Here is a 15,784-nt window from a genome sequence, read left to right on the forward strand (position 1 = left end):
GGCTCACGTCCGCGGCGGCTGAGTCAGCTGCGCCGAGATCCGGACGGCCGCGGAGCGCAGCTCGTCGACGGCGCCGGCCGTGGGCGCGGCGCGCGGGATGACCACCGACAGTGCGGCGATCACGGGGCCGGTCCTGCCGTCGCGCACGGGTACGGCGATGCCGGTGGAGACGTCCTCGATCGAACCGGGGGCGATGGCGACTCCGTCGCGGCGGATCCGCTCGAGCGCCGTGCGCAGCTCATCCGGGTCCGTCACGGTCTCAGGGCCCACAGCGGTCAGCGGCCCGGCCAGCATGCGCTCCCGCAGCGCGTGGTCGGCGTGGGCGAGCAGCACGAGGCCGGATGAGGAGGCGTGCAGCGGCAGGCGACCCGCGATCCGCGTGATGTTCGACACTGCGCGAGGGTTCGACAGCCGCTCCAGGAACAGCGCCTCGTCCTGTTCGAGCACGGCGAGCTGGGTGTGCTCGCGCAGCCTGGCCTGCACGTGCTCCATGTGCGGAAGTGCGATCTGGCGGAGGCGCAGTGCCCGCGATCCGCGCTGGGCGAGCTCCCACAGACGCAGGCCCAGTCGGATGCGACCCGCATCGTCGCGCTCGAGCAGGCCGCTGTCGACGAGGTCGGCGACCATCCGGTGCCCCGTCGACGGCGGGAGCTCTCCGCGGCGGGAGATCTCCGCGATGGTCTGCACCGGGCGGTCGGCGTCGAACGTCTCGAGCACGCGCACGATGCGCTGCGTGACCGATTCGCCGCTCGGTGAGTTCGCCATCCGGGGCCTCGTCTCCTATCCAATGGGAGAAAGTCTAGGATGGCGACGTGACGACGGCGAACGGCGACAGCGGAATGCTCGCTCGTGTCATGCGCATCCTCGGCTGCTTCACCGAGGATGCGCATGAGCTCGGCGCGTCGCAGCTGGCTGAGATGACGGGCCTTTCGCCTTCGACGCTGCACCGCATCACGTCGCAGATGGTCGATGTGGGGATGCTCACGCGGGTGCCGGGGCGACGCTACGCGCTGGGCGACCGGCTGTTCGAACTGGGCGAGCTCTCGCCGCTCTCGCTGCGCCTGCGCGAAACGGCGCTGCCGCACATGCAGCGCCTGTACGAGGCGACGGGGGAGAACGTGCACCTGTCGGTGCTCGATCGAATGGAGCCGAGCGGCGCGGCGGCGCTGTTCGTCGGGCGCGTGACGGGGCACGGCTCGATCCCGACCCTGACCAGGATGGGCGGGCGCCAGGTGCTCCACGCCGTCGGAACGGGGAAGGCGATCCTGGCCGCGCAGAGCGACGACTGGATCGCGGAGTACTGTCGGTCTCCGCTGCTGCACGAGACGGTGCACACGCTGGTGACGGAGGAGGACATCCGAGCCGATGCGGAGGCGACCAGGGTCCGCGGCTACGCCGTCGCGCGCGAGGAGATGACGCTCGGCAACGTGTCGATCGCGGCGACCCTCGGCACGCTCCCCGGTCTGCCTCCCGCGGCGCTCGGCGTCGTGGTGCACATCGACCATGCCGATGAGCGCCGACTCGGCGGACTGGTCCGCCAGGCGGCAGCTGACCTCACCCGCGCCCTGCGCGCCTGACGATGCCTCATCTCCCATTCAGCGGGAGGTGAGGCATCAGGGGGAGAGCCGGTGCGGGAACCTGGACGGGATCGTTCCTGTCGAAGGAGACACCCATGGCTGACAACCAGGCAGCGGCACCCGAGTCGCTCCTCGCGGCCCCGGATCAGGCATCCCAGAGCCAGATCACGGAAGAGATCCGCAGCATCCACGCAGACGCCGCCGCACGCGTCGCCGCAGGCGAGAACGTGCCGACCACGCTGTACGACTTCGCGCCGTACCGCTCGAGCGTGCTGCGCCATCCCACGAAGAACCCCAAACTGGTCGATCCGGAGACGATCGAGCTGTGGAGTCCGGCGTACGGCGAGCGCGATGTCGCCGCGCTCGAGTCCGACCTCACTCTGCAGCACCGCGGTGAGCCTCAGGGCGAGCGCATCACGGTCTCGGGCCGCCTGCTCGACGGCCGGGGCCGCCCGATCGCCAACCAGCTCGTCGAGGTGTGGCAGGCGAACGCCGCTGGCCGCTACATCCACCAGCGCGACCAGCACCCCGCACCGCTCGACCCGAACTTCACGGGGGCCGGCCGCACGGTGACGAACGCGAACGGCGAGTATCGGTTCACGACCATCAAGCCGGGGCCCTACCCGTGGAAGAACCACGTGAACGCATGGCGTCCCGCGCACATCCACTTCTCGGTGTTCGGCTCGGGCTTCACCCAGCGCCTCATCACGCAGATGTACTTCCCGGCCGACCCGCTGTTCGCGCTCGACCCGATCTTCAACACGATCCGCGACGAGAAGGCCCGCGACCGGCTCATCTCCACGTACAACCACGACGAGACCGTTCCGGAGTTCTCGATGGGCTACAACTGGGACATCGTCGTCGACGGTCCCGACCACACGTGGTTCGAGTCGGAGGAGGAGCACTGATCATGGCGAACGAGAAGACCATGCAGCCCACGGGCGGCCAGACCATCGGCCCGTTCTTCCGCTTCGGCCTCGAATACGACCGGATGAACGAGATCGCGTTCCCCCACAGCGAGGGCTCCGTGGTGCTGAAGGGCACGCTGTACGACGCAGAGGGTGCGCCGATCCCCGACGGGCTGATCGAGATCTTCGGCGCCGACAGCGACGGCACCGTGCCGCGCGAACGCGGCGCCCTCGCCCGCGACGGCTTCAGCTTCACCGGATTCGGCCGCTGCATGACCAACGACTCAGGCGAGTTCCACTTCTGGACGCGCAACCCCGGCGCGATCGACGGCAGGGCGCCGTTCTTCGCGGCGATCGTGTTCGCGCGGGGCCTGCCGAACAAGCTGCACACGCGCATCTACCTTCCGGATGACGAGAAGCTGCTCGCCGAGGACAAGCTGCTGTCGTCCCTTTCGGCCGCCGAGCGCGCCACCGTCGTGGCCGAGCGCACCGCCGACGGCCACCTGCAGCACGACATCCACCTGCAGGGAGAGCACGAGACCGTCTTCCTCGCCTACTGACCTGCCGCTCAGGTGCGGTGAACCGCCGCCATCCGGCGGTTTCAGCGGCCGTTCGCCGCACCTGAGCTGCGGGGTGGGAGTATGGAAGCGACGGATCTCGGCGCACGGGAGGCGGCTTCGTGACAGTTCGCGGTAATCGACCGGTCGATGTCGGCGATGCCGGGCGTGCATCGATGCCGGACGCGTTCGACGTCGGGCTGCTGACGCCCGTGTCGGCGGGGCGCGATGCGGTCGTCTCCGACGGTGCGGTGCTGCATGCGATGGTCGAGGCGGAGGTCGCGCTGATGCGCGCGTACGCAGATGCCGTCGCGCAGACGGCGGCGCCGGAGGCGGATTCCGCCGGAGCCGAGCAGCTGCGCCGCGCGGCGAACGCCGCCGACGTGCTGCATGCCGTCACGATCGACCCGGCGCAGCTAGCCCTCGATGCCGTCGCGGGCGGCAACCCGGTCATCCCGCTCGTCAAGGCGCTGCGCGCCGGAGCCCCGGATGACGTCAAGCCATGGGTGCATCGGGGGGCCACCAGCCAGGACATCCTCGACACGGCACTGATGCTGGTCGCCCGTGACGCCGTCGAAGAGATGCTCGCCGCCCTCGACCGCACAGTCGCGGCCCTGCGCGGCTTCGCCGCCCGCCATCGCGACGTCGTGGCGGCAGGCCGCACACTGACCCAGCACGCGGTGCCCACCACCATCGGCCTGCGCGCCGTGAACTGGCTCGCCGGCGTCGAGCGCGCGGCCGAGCGGCTGCGCGCGCTGCGGCTGCCCGCCCAGCTGGGCGGCGCGGGCGGCACGCTCGCCGCGACGGTGGAGTTCTTCCGCCGCAACGGGCGTGCCGATGACGCGGCGGTCTCGGATGAGTGCGATCCAGCGGACGCCGACCCGGGACATCCGGGTCGCGCTCTTCTCGATGGTTCGTACTCGGCTGGGCATGGTGCCGGAGCTGATCGCGACGCGATCGACGTCGCTCTCGCCGTGCGTGATGCCTATGCACGCGAGCTGCGGTTGGGCTCGCTGCTCGCCCCGTGGCACTCGAGCCGCTGGCCCGTCACCGAGCTGGGCGACGCGCTCGCCCAGGCTGTCGCCGCGCTCGGCAAGGTCGCCACCGACGTCGCCACCGCCAGCCGCACCGAGATCGCCGAGCTGGCAGAGCCGACGGGCGGCGGCTCGTCTGCCATGCCGCAGAAGCAGAACCCTGCCCGCTCCGTGCTCATCCGGTCCGCCGCCATCCGGGCGCCGCAGCTGGCCGCGACGCTGCACCTGGCCGCGGGCCTTGCCGCGGACGAGCGTCCCGACGGAGCATGGCACGCTGAGTGGCCCGCGCTGCGCGACCTGCTGCGCGCCGCGCTCGGGGCCTCGTCGCAGGCCGCCGACCTGGTCGAGGGCCTGCGCGTGAACGAGGCCGGTGTCGCGCGCAACCTCGGCGCGACCGGCGGGCTCATCGTCTCCGAGCGCCTCAGCGCCGTGCTCGGCAAGGACCGCGCCGCCGAGATCGTGGCGGGCGTCGCCGCGGGCGGCGACCTCGCCGAGCTGGTCCGCGGCGCGGGGGAGGACCCCGCCGAGCTGCTCGACCCGGCGAACTACACGGGCCTGGCCGGCGAGTTCGTCGACCGGGCCGCAGACAACGAGAACAGGAGCACCGGATGACCCTTCCCGACCTCGCCGTCACCGAGCCAGAAGGTGCCGACGGCGCACCCGTCGTCGTGCTGGGGCCGTCGCTCGGCACCGCGTCCGCCACCCTGTGGGAAGACGTTGTTCCCGCGCTGCAGCAGCGCTACCGGGTTGCGCTGTGGGATCTGCCAGGCCACGGCGCGTCGAAGCCGGCATCCGAGGCGTTCACCACCGAGGACATCGCCGACGCACTGGCGGAGCGGATCGCCGAGTTCGGTCCCGTGCTCTATGCCGGGGTCTCGCTCGGCGGCGCCGCTGGCCAGCAGCTCGTCATCCGGCACCCCGACCTGCTCGCGGCAGCGGCCATCGTGTGCTCCAGCCCGAAGTTCGGCACCCCGCAAGGCTGGCACGAGCGCGCCGCCCAAGTGCGTTCGCAGGGCACGCCCGTGCTGGTGCGCGGGTCAGCCGAGCGCTGGTTCGCGCCGGGCTCGATCGCCGCCCGCCCTGACATCACGGGGCGGCTCCTGCACAACCTCTCCGACACCGAAGACAACAGCTACGCGCTGTGCTGCGAGGCGCTCGCCGCGTTCGATGTGCGCGAGGCGCTCAACGGTGCCACGACTCCGGTGCTGGCGATGTACGGCGAGCACGACGGCGTCTCGACGCGCGCCGACCAGGAGATCATCGCCGGCGCCGTGGCGAACGGCCGCGTGGTGCGGATCGACGGGGTCAGCCATCTCGCCCCGGCCGAGAAGCCCGCCGAGGTCGCGGGCGCACTGATCCGCTTCTTCGAGGAGAGCCGATGACAGAGAACGACGACCGCATCGGCGAGCGCCCTGCAGGCGGCGGGCTGGCCGACAGCGAGCGCTGGCACAACGGCATGTCCGTGCGCCGCGAGGTGCTCTCGGACGAGCACGTCGACCGTTCTATCCGGAATCAGACGGAGCTGACGGCGGACTTCCAGGACTTCATCACGCGGGTCGCGTGGGGGGACGTCTGGCAGCGGCCAGGTCTGGGGCGCCGTGAGCGTTCGGTCGCCGTGATCACCTCGCTCATCGCACACGGCCATCACGAGGAGCTCGCCATGCACCTGCGCGCGGCGCTGCGCAACGGGCTCACCGTCGACGAGGTCAAGGAGATCATCCTGCAGTCGGCGATCTATTCCGGCGTGCCTGCGGCGAACACCGCGTTCCGCATCGCGAGCGAGGTCTACGAAGCCGACTGAGAGCGCAACGGGCTCTGGGTTAACACGATCGTCATCGCGGTGAAACGGCGCCGGTATCCGGCGGCGAGAGGGTCGAACCGCGTCGCGTGTCGACGCGGGACGCGCGCTCGGCGGTTGTCAGTCCCGCCCGGCGTGCATTGCGAGCGCCCGCCCTCACCTCCTATCCACCCCATTGGAGCGGGCGGGCGTTCGCCCCGTGTTCATCCGTGGTTCACGTCGAGCCGATCGCCGGGTCATATCGATGCCGCACGATGGCGAGGTGTCCACTCGAACCTCCCTGCCTGCCCGACGTTCCCTTCTTGCGGTGACCGCGGTCGCCGTCCTCGGCTGCGGCCTCGTCGTCGCTGCGCCGGCCGCTGCCGCCGACACCGACATCCGGATCAACGAGGTCCAGTCCACGAGCGAGACCGACGCTCCCGACTTCGTAGAGCTGACGAACGTCGGTGCGGAGCCCATCGACATCTCCGGATGGATCCTGCGCGACGACAAAGACGATCACGGGGGCGCGGTCGCCGATGGCACAACCATCGCCCCTGGCGAGTTCTTCGTGATCGAGCCGAAGTCGTTCGAGGACGACTTCGGTCTCGGTAAGAACGACATGGCGCGCCTCTTCACCGCTGAAGAGCAGCTGGTCGACAGCTACGAGTGGACCGAGCATGCGGCGAGCGAGGGCAGGCTGCCCGACGGCACCGGCGACTTCGTCGAGACCGAGCCGACGCCCGGCGAGGCGAACGTCGTGCGCGAGGAGGAGCAGGACGAGCCGGACGAGCCGAGCGATGCGCCCGTCGTGATCAACGAGATCGAGTCGAACGGCGATGCCCGAGGTGACTGGGTGGAGCTGGCCAACACCGACGAGAACGACTCCGTCGACGTGTCCGGATGGACGCTGATCGACAACAAGGCGTCGCACGACCCGGTTGTGCTCGACGAGGGAACCGAGATCGAGTCAGGTGGATACCTGGGCGTTCTCACCGAGCCGAACTTCGGCCTCGGCGGCGGTGACAGCGTCACGGTGCGCGATGCCGAAGGCCTGCTCGTCGACGCGATCGAGTGGACGGAGCACGCGTCGACGACGCTGGCGCGCTGCCCCGACATGACGGGTGACTTCACCGAGTCCGGCGAGGGCACCTTCGAGCTCGCCAACAACTGCTCCGAGGTCGTTCAGCCGGAGATCGAGGTCTCGCCGTGGCCGTACAACGACGAGGTGACCGACGCGGTCGCGTCCGGCACCTGGGGCGACGACATGTCGGGCATCGACGTCGCGCCGGACGGCACGGTGTACGCGGTGAACAACGACGCGGGTGAGATCTCGCGCCTGGCCGGCGGCCCCGAGACCTACACGGTCGACGCGACCTGGCAGCCGAGCTACCCGGACGGCACGGGCACCCCGGACGGCGAGGGCATCACGGTCGCAGACGACGCGATCTACCTCGCCACGGAGCGCAACAACGACGAAGGAGACGTGAGCCGTCCATCCGTCCTGCGCTTCGAGCTGGGCGAGCCCGGCGCCGTCGCGGCGACCGACGAATGGAACCTCGCGGAGCTCACGGGCGAGCTCGGCGCGAACGGCGGCGCCGAGGCGATCGAGTGGATCTCCGACGCCGATGCGCTCGCGGCGGGGCTCGACTACGATCCGTCAGCATTCGGCGAGCACTTCGGCGGCATCTTCACGGTCGGCATCGAGCAGACCGGCAGCATCCACGTCGTCGTGCTCGAGGCGGATGGCGGCATCACCGAACTGCAGATGATCGCACCGAGCGAGGCCGTGGCCTCCGTGATGGGCCTGGACTGGCGCGCTGGCGGCAACCAGCTGTTCGCGCAGTGCGACGAGGAATGCGACAACCGCTCAGCGGAGTTCCGGATCGCGGACGGCGCCTTCGAGCGCATCGACGAGTACGCGGCGCCGGCCGGAATGAACCCGTCGTACACCAACGAGGGCGTCGCGATGACCTGGTGCGACCAGGCGGCGGAGACGGTGCCGACGGTGCTGTGGATGTCCGACTCCGCTCACGAGGGAGTCTCGCTGCGCACGTCGGTCGGAAGCGACTGCGCTCCGGACGGTGACGGAGACGGCGACGACGGCAACGACGACGAAGGCGGCGACGAGGACGGCGGTGACGCCGACAGCGAGCAGGACGGCGCGGTCAGCGTTCAGGCCTCGGCCGAGCGCGGCGAGACGATCAGCGTCACGGTCGTCGGTCGCGAAGGCGAAGAGGTCGCCGTCTGGCTGCACTCGGAGCCGCAGCGCCTGGTGACCGGCACGGTCGCCGCGGATGCGACGATCAAGGCGACGATCCCGGATGACGCGGAGCTCGGCGAGCACAGCATCGTCGTGCGTGCGGCCGACGGCACCACGATCGGCTCGGCGCCGATCGAGATCGTCGCGGCCTCCGACGCCGACGGCGAACTCGCCGTGACCGGAGCGGAGTTCTCGCCCGTGCTGCCCATCGCGGCCGCGGCGCTCCTGCTCCTCGGTGGCGCGCTGGTGCTGCGCCGCACGGTGCGCGCGTAACGCGCGAATCAGATCCGCGGGTGCGGAGTCGTCGCAAGGGTTCGGGGGAACCGCGACGACTCCGCACCCGCGCTGTGCACACGTGCTCCGGCGCGAGATAGGCTGACCGGACATGAGGATCACGCGACGCTCGCTGCTCGTCGGCGCCGGTTCCGGTGCCGTCGCGATGCTGCTCGCGTCCTGCGTGCCGGAAGGGTCGGACCCGGATCCCGTTCCGACAGAGCCGGACGTCACGCCGACGCCGTCGCAGGATGTGCCGGCCCCGGCCGGGTTCGTGCGCAGCGAGTGGACGACCGATCCGCTCTCGCGCGGTTCACGGGCCTTCGTGCCCGCCGGCTCGGGTGAGGCCGATAGAGCGGTCCTCGCGGAGCCGCTCCAGAATCGCGTGTTCTTCGCCGGCGACGTGCTGGGCAGCCCGATCGGCACGATGCAGGGAGCGTCGAGCGACGGCTTGCGTGCCGCGGCACTCGTCGCCGACACCGCATCGCCCGGCGAACGCGTGATGATCGTCGGAGCAGGCATCGCGGGCGCGAGGGCGGCGCGGTTCCTCGCCGATGCCGGCCACGATGTCACCGTGATCGAGGGTCGCGACCGCACAGGCGGCCGCATCCGCACCGTCGATCTCGACGAGTGGCCCGTGGCGCCGCAGCTGGGCACCTGGCTCACCGACTCCGATGCGGAGGCGCTGCACCAGAGCCTCGCCCAGCAGGGCATCGTCACCCGTGAGCTCGAGGGCGAGACGGCCAGAGGGCCGGAGGGCGCAGCCGACGTGCCGCCGCTAGATCCCGTGCGCGCGGCGATCGATCGGGCGGCGGAGCAGAGCGCCGATGCGGCGCTGAGCGATGCGCTCGCCGATTCCGGGGCGGACGTCGAGAGCGCGGAGCTCGTCGCAGCGCTGGCCTACCTGACCGACAGGTCCGGCGCCGAGGCGGCCGAGCTGTCGTCTTGGTATCCGCCGACGATCCCGGATGAGCCGGTCGCGCTCTCCGGCGATCTCGGCGGCGTGGTCGACGAGGCAGTCGACGGCCTCACGGTCTCGCTCCAGACGACCGTGGTCGGCGTCGCCTACGATCGCGACGGCGTGAGCCTGCGCCTGTCGACGGGGGAGGCGCTCTCGGCCGATCGCGTCATCCTGACGACGCCGATCGGGGTGCTGCGCCACGGCTCGATCGAGTTCGAACCGGCGCTGCCGTTCCCGTACCGCACCGCAATCGATTCAGTCGGCTCCGGTGCCGTCGAGACCGTGTGGCTGAGGTTCGACGAACCGTTCTGGCAGGCGAGCGAGGCGCTGTGGCATGTCGTCGACGGCGAGGCCGCCGTGCGCACCTGGATCAACCTGCAGCCGTCGACGGGCGAGCCGATCCTCGTCGGGCTGATCGGCGGTGACGCCGCGCGTGCGTTCGCGGAGATGAGCGACGAAGAGGCCGCTCAGGCCGCCGTCGATTCTCTGGCCTTCTTCGCCGAGGCGCCTGCCGACGAGTCCTGATCCGGGCTGGGTCGGCTTGCTCCATCCGGAGCGATCTGCTCATCCGGGACCGTCTGGTGCACTTTGCTGATGCCGATCAGGCCGCTCGCGACCCCGGCGAACACCGCCAGCGCGATGAGGCTGGTGAGCAGGAACTCGCCGATGCCCGAGACCTGTCGCAGATCGAGGAAGTAGTACGGATACCAGCCGATGGAGGCGCCGCGCCACATGGTGAACAGCCCCCATGCGACGGGGAACAGCAGCACCCACGGGATCAGCCACCAGCGCGCTTCGGGGCGGCCGGGGCCGTAGATCCACGCCGCGATCGTGATCGCAGGCAGGCCGAAGTGCAGCACGACATCAGACCACGGCACCGTCATAGGTATGCCGCGCAGCCCCGCCTGCCACATCAGCAGGGCGAAGACGAGGCCTGCGGTGATCGTCCAGCTCAGCACGATGGTTCGGATGTCGGTGAGCCAGCGGGGATCGACCGGATGACGCAGGGCGACGATGCCGGCCGTGATCGCGACGATGGTGAACGCGATGTTCGACTGGATCGTGAGATAGGCGAAGAAGTTCTGTCCGGCGATCGTCTGCGAGCCCAGCCCCCAGAACAGGCGATGCACGAGCGCCGCGATGCAGGTCGCCGCCGCCGCGAACCTGACCGCGGCGAACCACGTGCGTGCCGCCACGTCGCCTCCCTCGCGCTCCCCGACTGCCGTCGAACCGAGTCTACGGAGCGCGGGTCAGCGTGCGGTGACCTCGACGATGGTGAGGCGGCGCGTCAGCGCGTCAGGATGAGCGCGTCGCCCTGACCGCCTCCGCCGCAGAGCGCGACGGCGGCGGTGCCCCCGCCGCGGGCGGCCAGCTCGTGCGCCGCAGTGACGACCAGGCGCGCGCCGGATGCGCCGACCGGATGCCCGAGGGAGATGCCGCCGCCGTTCGGGTTGACGAGGTCGTCCGGCAGGCCGAGCTCGCGCTGCGACTGGGCGACCACGGCGCCGAAGGCCTCGTTGATCTCGATCAGATCGAGGTCGCTCGCGGACAGTCCCTGTCGCTCGAGCGCGGCTGCGGTGGCCCGGGCCGGCTGGGCCTGGAGCGAGTTGTCCGGGCCGGCGACCTGACCATAGGCCCCGACTGTGGCGAGCACGTTCCAGCCCTGTGCGTCGGCGTTCGTCCGTGTGGTCAGGGCGACGGCCGCCGCACCGTCGGAGATCTGCGAGGAGTTGCCCGCGGTGAGCGTGCCGCCCTCGGCGAAGGCGGGGCGCAGGCCGGAGAGCGTCTCCAGCGTCGTGCCCGGCCGGATCCCCTCATCCTGGGAGACGACGATCGGGCCGCCTTTTCGCTGCGCGATCTCGACCGGTGCGATCTCGGCGTCGAAGCGCCCTGACGTCGTCGCCGCGGCCGCGCGCTCGTGCGACCGGACTGCGACCGCGTCCTGATCGCCGCGGGTGATGCCGAAGCGCTCGTTGTGCCGCTCGGTCGCCAGGCCCATCACCTGGTCGTCGTAGGGATCGTGAAGAGCGTCGTGCAGCAGGTGGTCGAGAACTTCGACCGAGCCGTACGCGTAGCCGCTGCGGGAGTGCGGCAGCAGGTGCGGGGCGTTCGTCATCGACTCCATGCCGCCTGCGACCACCGTCGTCGCGTCGCCGAGACGGATCATCCTGGTCGCGTCGATGATCGCCGACAGGCCGGAGAGGCAGACCTTGTTGACTCCCTGGACGGGCACGTCCCAGCCGAGCCCTGCGCCGATGGACGCCTGTCTGGTCGGGTTCTGACCGGCACCGGCTGGCAGGACCTGCCCCATCAGCACGGCGTCCACTGCCTCGGCGGTGATCCCGCCGCGCGCGAGCGCACCGGCGATCGCCGCCGATCCGAGCGCCGTCGACGACAGCGAGGCGAGCGCTCCGCGGAAGCGGCCCTGTGCGGTGCGTGCGGCCGCGACGAGCACGACGTCGGCTCCGGATGTCATCAGCACATTCCTCTCTTGTGCGCGCAGTGCGCATCCCAGCGGACCGGTCGTCCGGCGCCGTTCACGATTCCACCGCCACGATCAGCGGCGGTTCTGTCGCGGCGGCGACCTCTTCCACTGTGACACCCGGAGCGAGCTCGCGCAGCACCAGGCCATCGGCGGTGACGTCGATCACGGCGAGATCGGTGATGATCCGGTCGACCACACCGAGGCCGGTCAGCGGCAGCGAGCAGTCGTCCACGATCTTCGCCGAGCCGTCCTTGGCGACGTGGGTCATCAGCACGATCACCCGGCCCGCGCCATAGACGAGATCCATCCCGCCGCCCGGGCCCTTGACCATCTTGCCCGGGATCATCCAGTTGGCGAGGTCTCCTCGCGCCGACACCTGCATCGCGCCGAGGATCGCGGCGTCGATCTTTCCCGCCCTGATCATCGCGAAGCTCGTCGCCGAGTCGAAGAACGACGTGCCTGGCAGCGTCGTGACGGTCTCCTTGCCGGCGTTGATCAGATCCGGATCGACGTTCTCCTCCGTCGGGTACGGCCCGACGCCCAAGATGCCGTTCTCCGACTGGAGCACGACGGTCACGTCATCCGCAACGTAGTTGGGAACGAGTGTCGGCAGGCCGATGCCGAGGTTCACGTACGAGCCGTCGGTGAGCTCGCGAGCTGCGCGGGCGGCCATCTCGTCGCGTGTCAGCGCCATGATCATGCCCCCTCGGTGCGAACGGTGCGGCGTTCGATGCGCTTCTCGGTGTCGGGGCCGACCTCGATCATCCGGTGCACGTAGACGCCGGGCAGGTGGATACGGTCGGGGTCGAGTTCGCCGGGTTCGACGAGTTCCTCGACTTGCGCGATGCAGACGCGGCCGGCCATGGCGGCAAGCGGGTTGAAGTTGCGGGCGGCCTTGTTGAAGACGAGGTTGCCGTGTCGGTCGCCGCGTAGGGCGTGCACGAGTGCGAAGTCGGTGACGATCGCCTCTTCGAGCACGTAATCGCCGTCGCCGAAGGCGCGGACCTCCTTCTCCGGTGAGGCGACGGCGACCCCACCGCTGCCGTCGTAGCGGCGGGGGAGTCCGCCTGTGGCGACCTGTGTGCCGAGCCCGGTCTTGGTGAAGAACGCCGCGATGCCCGCGCCGCCCGCGCGCAGCTTCTCGGCGAGGGTGCCCTGCGGTGTCAGCTCGAGCTCGAGTTCGCCGGAGAGGAACTGTCGCTCGAACTCCTTGTTCTCGCCGACGTACGAGGCGGTCACCTTCCGGATGCGCCCGGCGCCGAGAAGGATGCCGAGCCCCCAGTCGTCGACGCCGCAGTTGTTCGAAGCGACTGCGAGGTCGGATGTCCCCTGCGCGTAGAGCGCCTCGATCAGCGCCGTCGGGTTGCCGGAGAGGCCGAACCCTCCGACGGCGAGGCTGGCGCCGTCCGGGATGTCGGCAACGGCCTCTGCGGCCGAGCCCCACGTCTTGTCCATCGCGGTGTCACTCCGTTGTGTTCGGCGGTCGGGTCACCACAAGTGTGCGACGCCCTTCGGCAGCACGTCCAGAATCGATTGCATGGCGGATGATGTGGACGATAGTGTCCATAATATGGACGTTGACTCGCCGCGGGGCGCGCAGTCGGTGGCGCGCGCGGCGCTGCTGCTGCGACTCGTGACGGCGCAGGGAGAGCGCGGCGGGGCGCGCACCGCCGACCTGGTCGCGGAGTCCGGGCTGTCCAGGCCGACGGTGCATCGCCTGCTCACGGCGCTGAAGTTCGAGGCGCTGCTCGACCAGGACCAGGCGACCGGCCGCTGGTTCCCCGGACCGGAGCTGTTCCTGATGGGTTCGGTCGCGGCCGAGCGCTACGACGTCACCGAACGCGCTCGCGACATCGTGCACTCGCTGGCGGCGACCACGGGAGAGAGCGCGTTCCTCTCGGTTCGACGCGGCGACGAGACCGTCTGCCTCGTGCACGAGGACGGTGCCTTCCCCATCCGATCGCACGTGCTGAGCGAGGGCGTGCGCTTCCCGCTCGGCGTCGCATCGGCGGGGATCGTGATCCTCGCCCTGCTGCCGGAGGAGGAGGCGGAGGCGTATCTCGCCGCGCACGACCTCGTGCCGCGCTGGGGCGAGGAGCACGCCGCCAGGCGTCTGCGCGAGCGCCTCGCCGAGACGCGGGACCGCGGCTTCTCGGTCAATCCGGGGCTCATCGTCGAGGGGAGCTGGGGTATGGGCGCCGCCGTGCTCTCCCGTGCAGGCCGGCCCGAGTGGGCGCTGAGCATCACCGGCGTCGAGTTCCGCTTCGGCGAGGACCGCCGGGACAGGCTCGGCCGCGCGCTGCTCGGGCATGCGCACGAGCTGAGTCAGCGGATGCAGCGCAGAGCGGGCTGAGGCGGGGGAAGTGGTGTCGACGCTGGCGCTCGCAGGTCCGCCGAGCAGGAGGCATCGACGCAGGACGCAGCTCGGAGGTGTCAGAAGAACCGGCACTGACAGAGGGGATGCATCCCGTCTCGGCCGCTCGTGGCGCACGCGGTGCGTGCGTCGTGCCGGGGAACTCGCCTGCTCAGCTCCAGGGGAACGGCTCCCGTGAGATGTCCGCGTCGTCGCCGACCTCCGCGAGCGGAGTGGGGGCCGAGCGCACGCAGATGAAACGCAGGTCGGTGGGGCTGTCCGCGTTCGCATGCACGGCCATCATGGTGTCGGGCGCGACCCGCACGGTGGTGCCCGCGGTGACATCGACGACGTCTCCGCCGAGCGCCATCCTGCCCTCGCCGCCCAGGAAGACGTAGATCTCCTCGATCTCGGCGTGCTTGTGCCAGAACGGCGAGCTGTGGCCTGCGGCGAGGCCGTTGATGCTGAGACCGGCGTTGCGGGATTCGACCAGGGGGTCGATGAAGACCTTGCCGGTCATTCCCTTCCCGCCCTCGAGCGCGTGCCACTCGTCGACGGGACCCAGTTCGGTGATCTTGTAGTCGCTCATGCCTCCACGATAGGGGTGCACCGACGTATCCGGGCTGGAGGAGAGACAGCGGCACTTCCGATCGCTGCACCGATCGCTAGAGCGAATCCAGCAGCTCCACCGCGGCGCGCGCATACTCTCCGATCCAGCGGTCGTGGAGGCGCTTGATCGGCAGGGGCGCAAGTGCGAGTCGACGTTCGCGGCCGACTCGGCGCCCTGTCACCAGTTCAGCGCGCTCCAGCACGCGCAGGTGCTGCAGCACGGTCGTGCGGTCGAGGTCCGGGAACTGTTCGCACAGGCGGCCGGTGCTGCACGAATTCGCTTTGAGGATGTCGAGGATGCGGCGGCGCGTCGGGGAGGCGAGAGCCTTGAAGACCAGGTCGTCGCCTTCATCCTTGTCCTCGTGCGCAGACATGTTATATATTTACCATATGAGAGAAGCAGACAGCGAACTGAAAGAGCTGAGTTTCACGGTCTCCGGCCGAGTGGCCAGGCCGTGTGCCGACGTCTTCGAAGCGGTGGCGGACCCGGAACGGCTTTCGAAGTACTTCACCACCGGGGGTGCGAAGGGGCGCCTCGAGCCGGGCAGCGATGTGATGTGGGACTTCCACGACTTCCCCGGCGCGTTCCCCGTCACGGTGGTCGAAAGCGAGCCCCCGCGCCGCATCGTGATCGAGTGGGAGGGGGAGGAGGCCGCCGACGGAGGTGATGCGACTCGGGTCACCTTCGAGTTCGAGCCGCTCGACGGCGACACCCGAACACTGGTGACGATCACGGAATCGTCATGGCGTGCGACCGAAGGCGGTGCGCTCCGCGCCTTCGACAACTGCGAGGGCTGGACCGGCATGCTCAGCGCGATGAAGGCCTGGGTCGAGCACGGCATCAATCTGCGCGAGGGGTTCTATGTGTAGGGATGAGGTCTGACTCGCCTGGGTGAGTCTGCGCGCGGCTCGTTCAGGTGTGCCGAGTGGCGCTGCTGGCGCTCTCCCGATGTCGTCGCGGTCGCCCGGGGTCACCGAGGAGCAGCA

17 protein-coding genes are annotated in these 15,784 nt (G+C 70.2%); 10 read left to right on the plus strand and 7 right to left on the minus strand.

What is annotated here, in order from left to right:
- Nucleotides 1–3: 3 nt before the first annotated feature.
- Entirely contained in the window at nt 4–765 is a 762-nt protein-coding gene (locus DZG09_RS03900; protein ID WP_119696373.1) for an IclR family transcriptional regulator, read from the minus strand.
- Nucleotides 766–812: 47 nt separating this feature from the next.
- Here DZG09_RS03900 and DZG09_RS03905 point away from each other — a divergent pair, with 47 nt between their 5' ends.
- The 8 genes from DZG09_RS03905 (at nt 813) to DZG09_RS03940 (ending at nt 9,875) form a co-directional block, all read left to right on the plus strand.
- Nucleotides 813–1,577 carry an IclR family transcriptional regulator gene (locus DZG09_RS03905; protein WP_240423673.1) on the plus strand — a complete coding sequence of 255 codons (765 nt, stop codon included), beginning with the start codon at nt 813–815 and terminating at the stop codon, nt 1,575–1,577.
- Between the two features lie 95 nt (nt 1,578–1,672).
- Entirely contained in the window at nt 1,673–2,485 is an 813-nt protein-coding gene (pcaH, locus tag DZG09_RS03910; RefSeq protein WP_119696374.1) for a protocatechuate 3,4-dioxygenase subunit beta, read from the plus strand.
- Between the two features lie 2 nt (nt 2,486–2,487).
- Entirely contained in the window at nt 2,488–3,045 is a 558-nt protein-coding gene (gene pcaG, locus DZG09_RS03915) for a protocatechuate 3,4-dioxygenase subunit alpha (RefSeq protein ID WP_119696375.1), read from the plus strand.
- 119 nt (nt 3,046–3,164) lie between these two features.
- A complete protein-coding gene (locus DZG09_RS03920; protein WP_240423675.1) occupies nt 3,165–4,688 on the plus strand; it encodes a lyase family protein in 1,524 nt (507 codons plus the stop codon).
- The gene (locus DZG09_RS03925) at nt 4,685–5,458 is read left to right on the plus strand and encodes an alpha/beta fold hydrolase (protein ID WP_119696376.1); all 774 of its coding nucleotides are present in this window, start codon (nt 4,685–4,687) and stop codon (nt 5,456–5,458) included. The genes DZG09_RS03920 and DZG09_RS03925 overlap by 4 nt, the downstream gene beginning before the upstream one ends.
- Nucleotides 5,455–5,877, plus strand: coding sequence for a 4-carboxymuconolactone decarboxylase (gene pcaC / locus DZG09_RS03930; RefSeq protein WP_119696377.1), 423 nt, complete (start codon nt 5,455–5,457; stop codon nt 5,875–5,877). The genes DZG09_RS03925 and pcaC overlap by 4 nt, the downstream gene beginning before the upstream one ends.
- A gap of 304 nt (nt 5,878–6,181) precedes the next feature.
- Nucleotides 6,182–8,389 carry a lamin tail domain-containing protein gene (locus tag DZG09_RS03935; protein WP_162893143.1) on the plus strand — a complete coding sequence of 736 codons (2,208 nt, stop codon included), beginning with the start codon at nt 6,182–6,184 and terminating at the stop codon, nt 8,387–8,389.
- Between the two features lie 112 nt (nt 8,390–8,501).
- Nucleotides 8,502–9,875 carry a flavin monoamine oxidase family protein gene (locus DZG09_RS03940; protein WP_119696379.1) on the plus strand — a complete coding sequence of 458 codons (1,374 nt, stop codon included), beginning with the start codon at nt 8,502–8,504 and terminating at the stop codon, nt 9,873–9,875.
- Here DZG09_RS03940 and DZG09_RS03945 read toward each other — a convergent pair.
- From DZG09_RS03945 to DZG09_RS03960, 4 genes are all read right to left on the minus strand, one after another.
- A complete protein-coding gene (locus DZG09_RS03945) occupies nt 9,818–10,546 on the minus strand; it encodes a Pr6Pr family membrane protein (protein ID WP_119696380.1) in 729 nt (242 codons plus the stop codon). The two genes, DZG09_RS03940 and DZG09_RS03945, sit on opposite strands and share 58 nt — an antisense overlap.
- A 92-nt stretch (nt 10,547–10,638) precedes the next feature.
- Nucleotides 10,639–11,826 (minus strand): acetyl-CoA C-acetyltransferase, encoded by a 1,188-nt coding sequence (locus tag DZG09_RS03950; RefSeq protein WP_119696381.1) that lies wholly within the window; start codon nt 11,824–11,826, stop codon nt 10,639–10,641.
- 61 nt (nt 11,827–11,887) lie between these two features.
- Entirely contained in the window at nt 11,888–12,529 is a 642-nt protein-coding gene (locus DZG09_RS03955; protein WP_205529051.1) for a 3-oxoacid CoA-transferase subunit B, read from the minus strand.
- 2 nt (nt 12,530–12,531) lie between these two features.
- The gene (locus DZG09_RS03960) at nt 12,532–13,290 is read right to left on the minus strand and encodes a CoA transferase subunit A (protein WP_119696382.1); all 759 of its coding nucleotides are present in this window, start codon (nt 13,288–13,290) and stop codon (nt 12,532–12,534) included.
- A 115-nt stretch (nt 13,291–13,405) separates the two neighbouring features.
- On the opposite strand from DZG09_RS03960, the gene DZG09_RS03965 reads away from it, so the two are divergent.
- A complete protein-coding gene (locus DZG09_RS03965; protein ID WP_119696383.1) occupies nt 13,406–14,188 on the plus strand; it encodes an IclR family transcriptional regulator in 783 nt (260 codons plus the stop codon).
- Nucleotides 14,189–14,360: 172 nt separating this feature from the next.
- On the opposite strand, the gene DZG09_RS03970 is transcribed toward DZG09_RS03965, so the two are convergent.
- Nucleotides 14,361–14,777: a cupin domain-containing protein gene (locus DZG09_RS03970; RefSeq protein WP_162893144.1), complete on the minus strand. Its 417-nt coding sequence runs from the start codon at nt 14,775–14,777 to the stop codon at nt 14,361–14,363.
- A 76-nt stretch (nt 14,778–14,853) separates the two neighbouring features.
- Nucleotides 14,854–15,171 (minus strand): ArsR/SmtB family transcription factor, encoded by a 318-nt coding sequence (locus tag DZG09_RS03975; RefSeq protein WP_119696385.1) that lies wholly within the window; start codon nt 15,169–15,171, stop codon nt 14,854–14,856.
- Nucleotides 15,172–15,187: 16 nt separating this feature from the next.
- On the opposite strand from DZG09_RS03975, the gene DZG09_RS03980 reads away from it, so the two are divergent.
- Nucleotides 15,188–15,667, plus strand: a complete 480-nt coding sequence (locus DZG09_RS03980; protein ID WP_119696386.1) for an SRPBCC family protein — start codon at nt 15,188–15,190, stop codon at nt 15,665–15,667.
- The last annotated feature ends 117 nt before the right edge of the window (nt 15,668–15,784 follow it).

Source organism: Microbacterium halotolerans, assembly GCF_003569805.1.
Taxonomy (GTDB): Bacteria; Actinomycetota; Actinomycetes; order Actinomycetales; family Microbacteriaceae; genus Microbacterium; species Microbacterium halotolerans.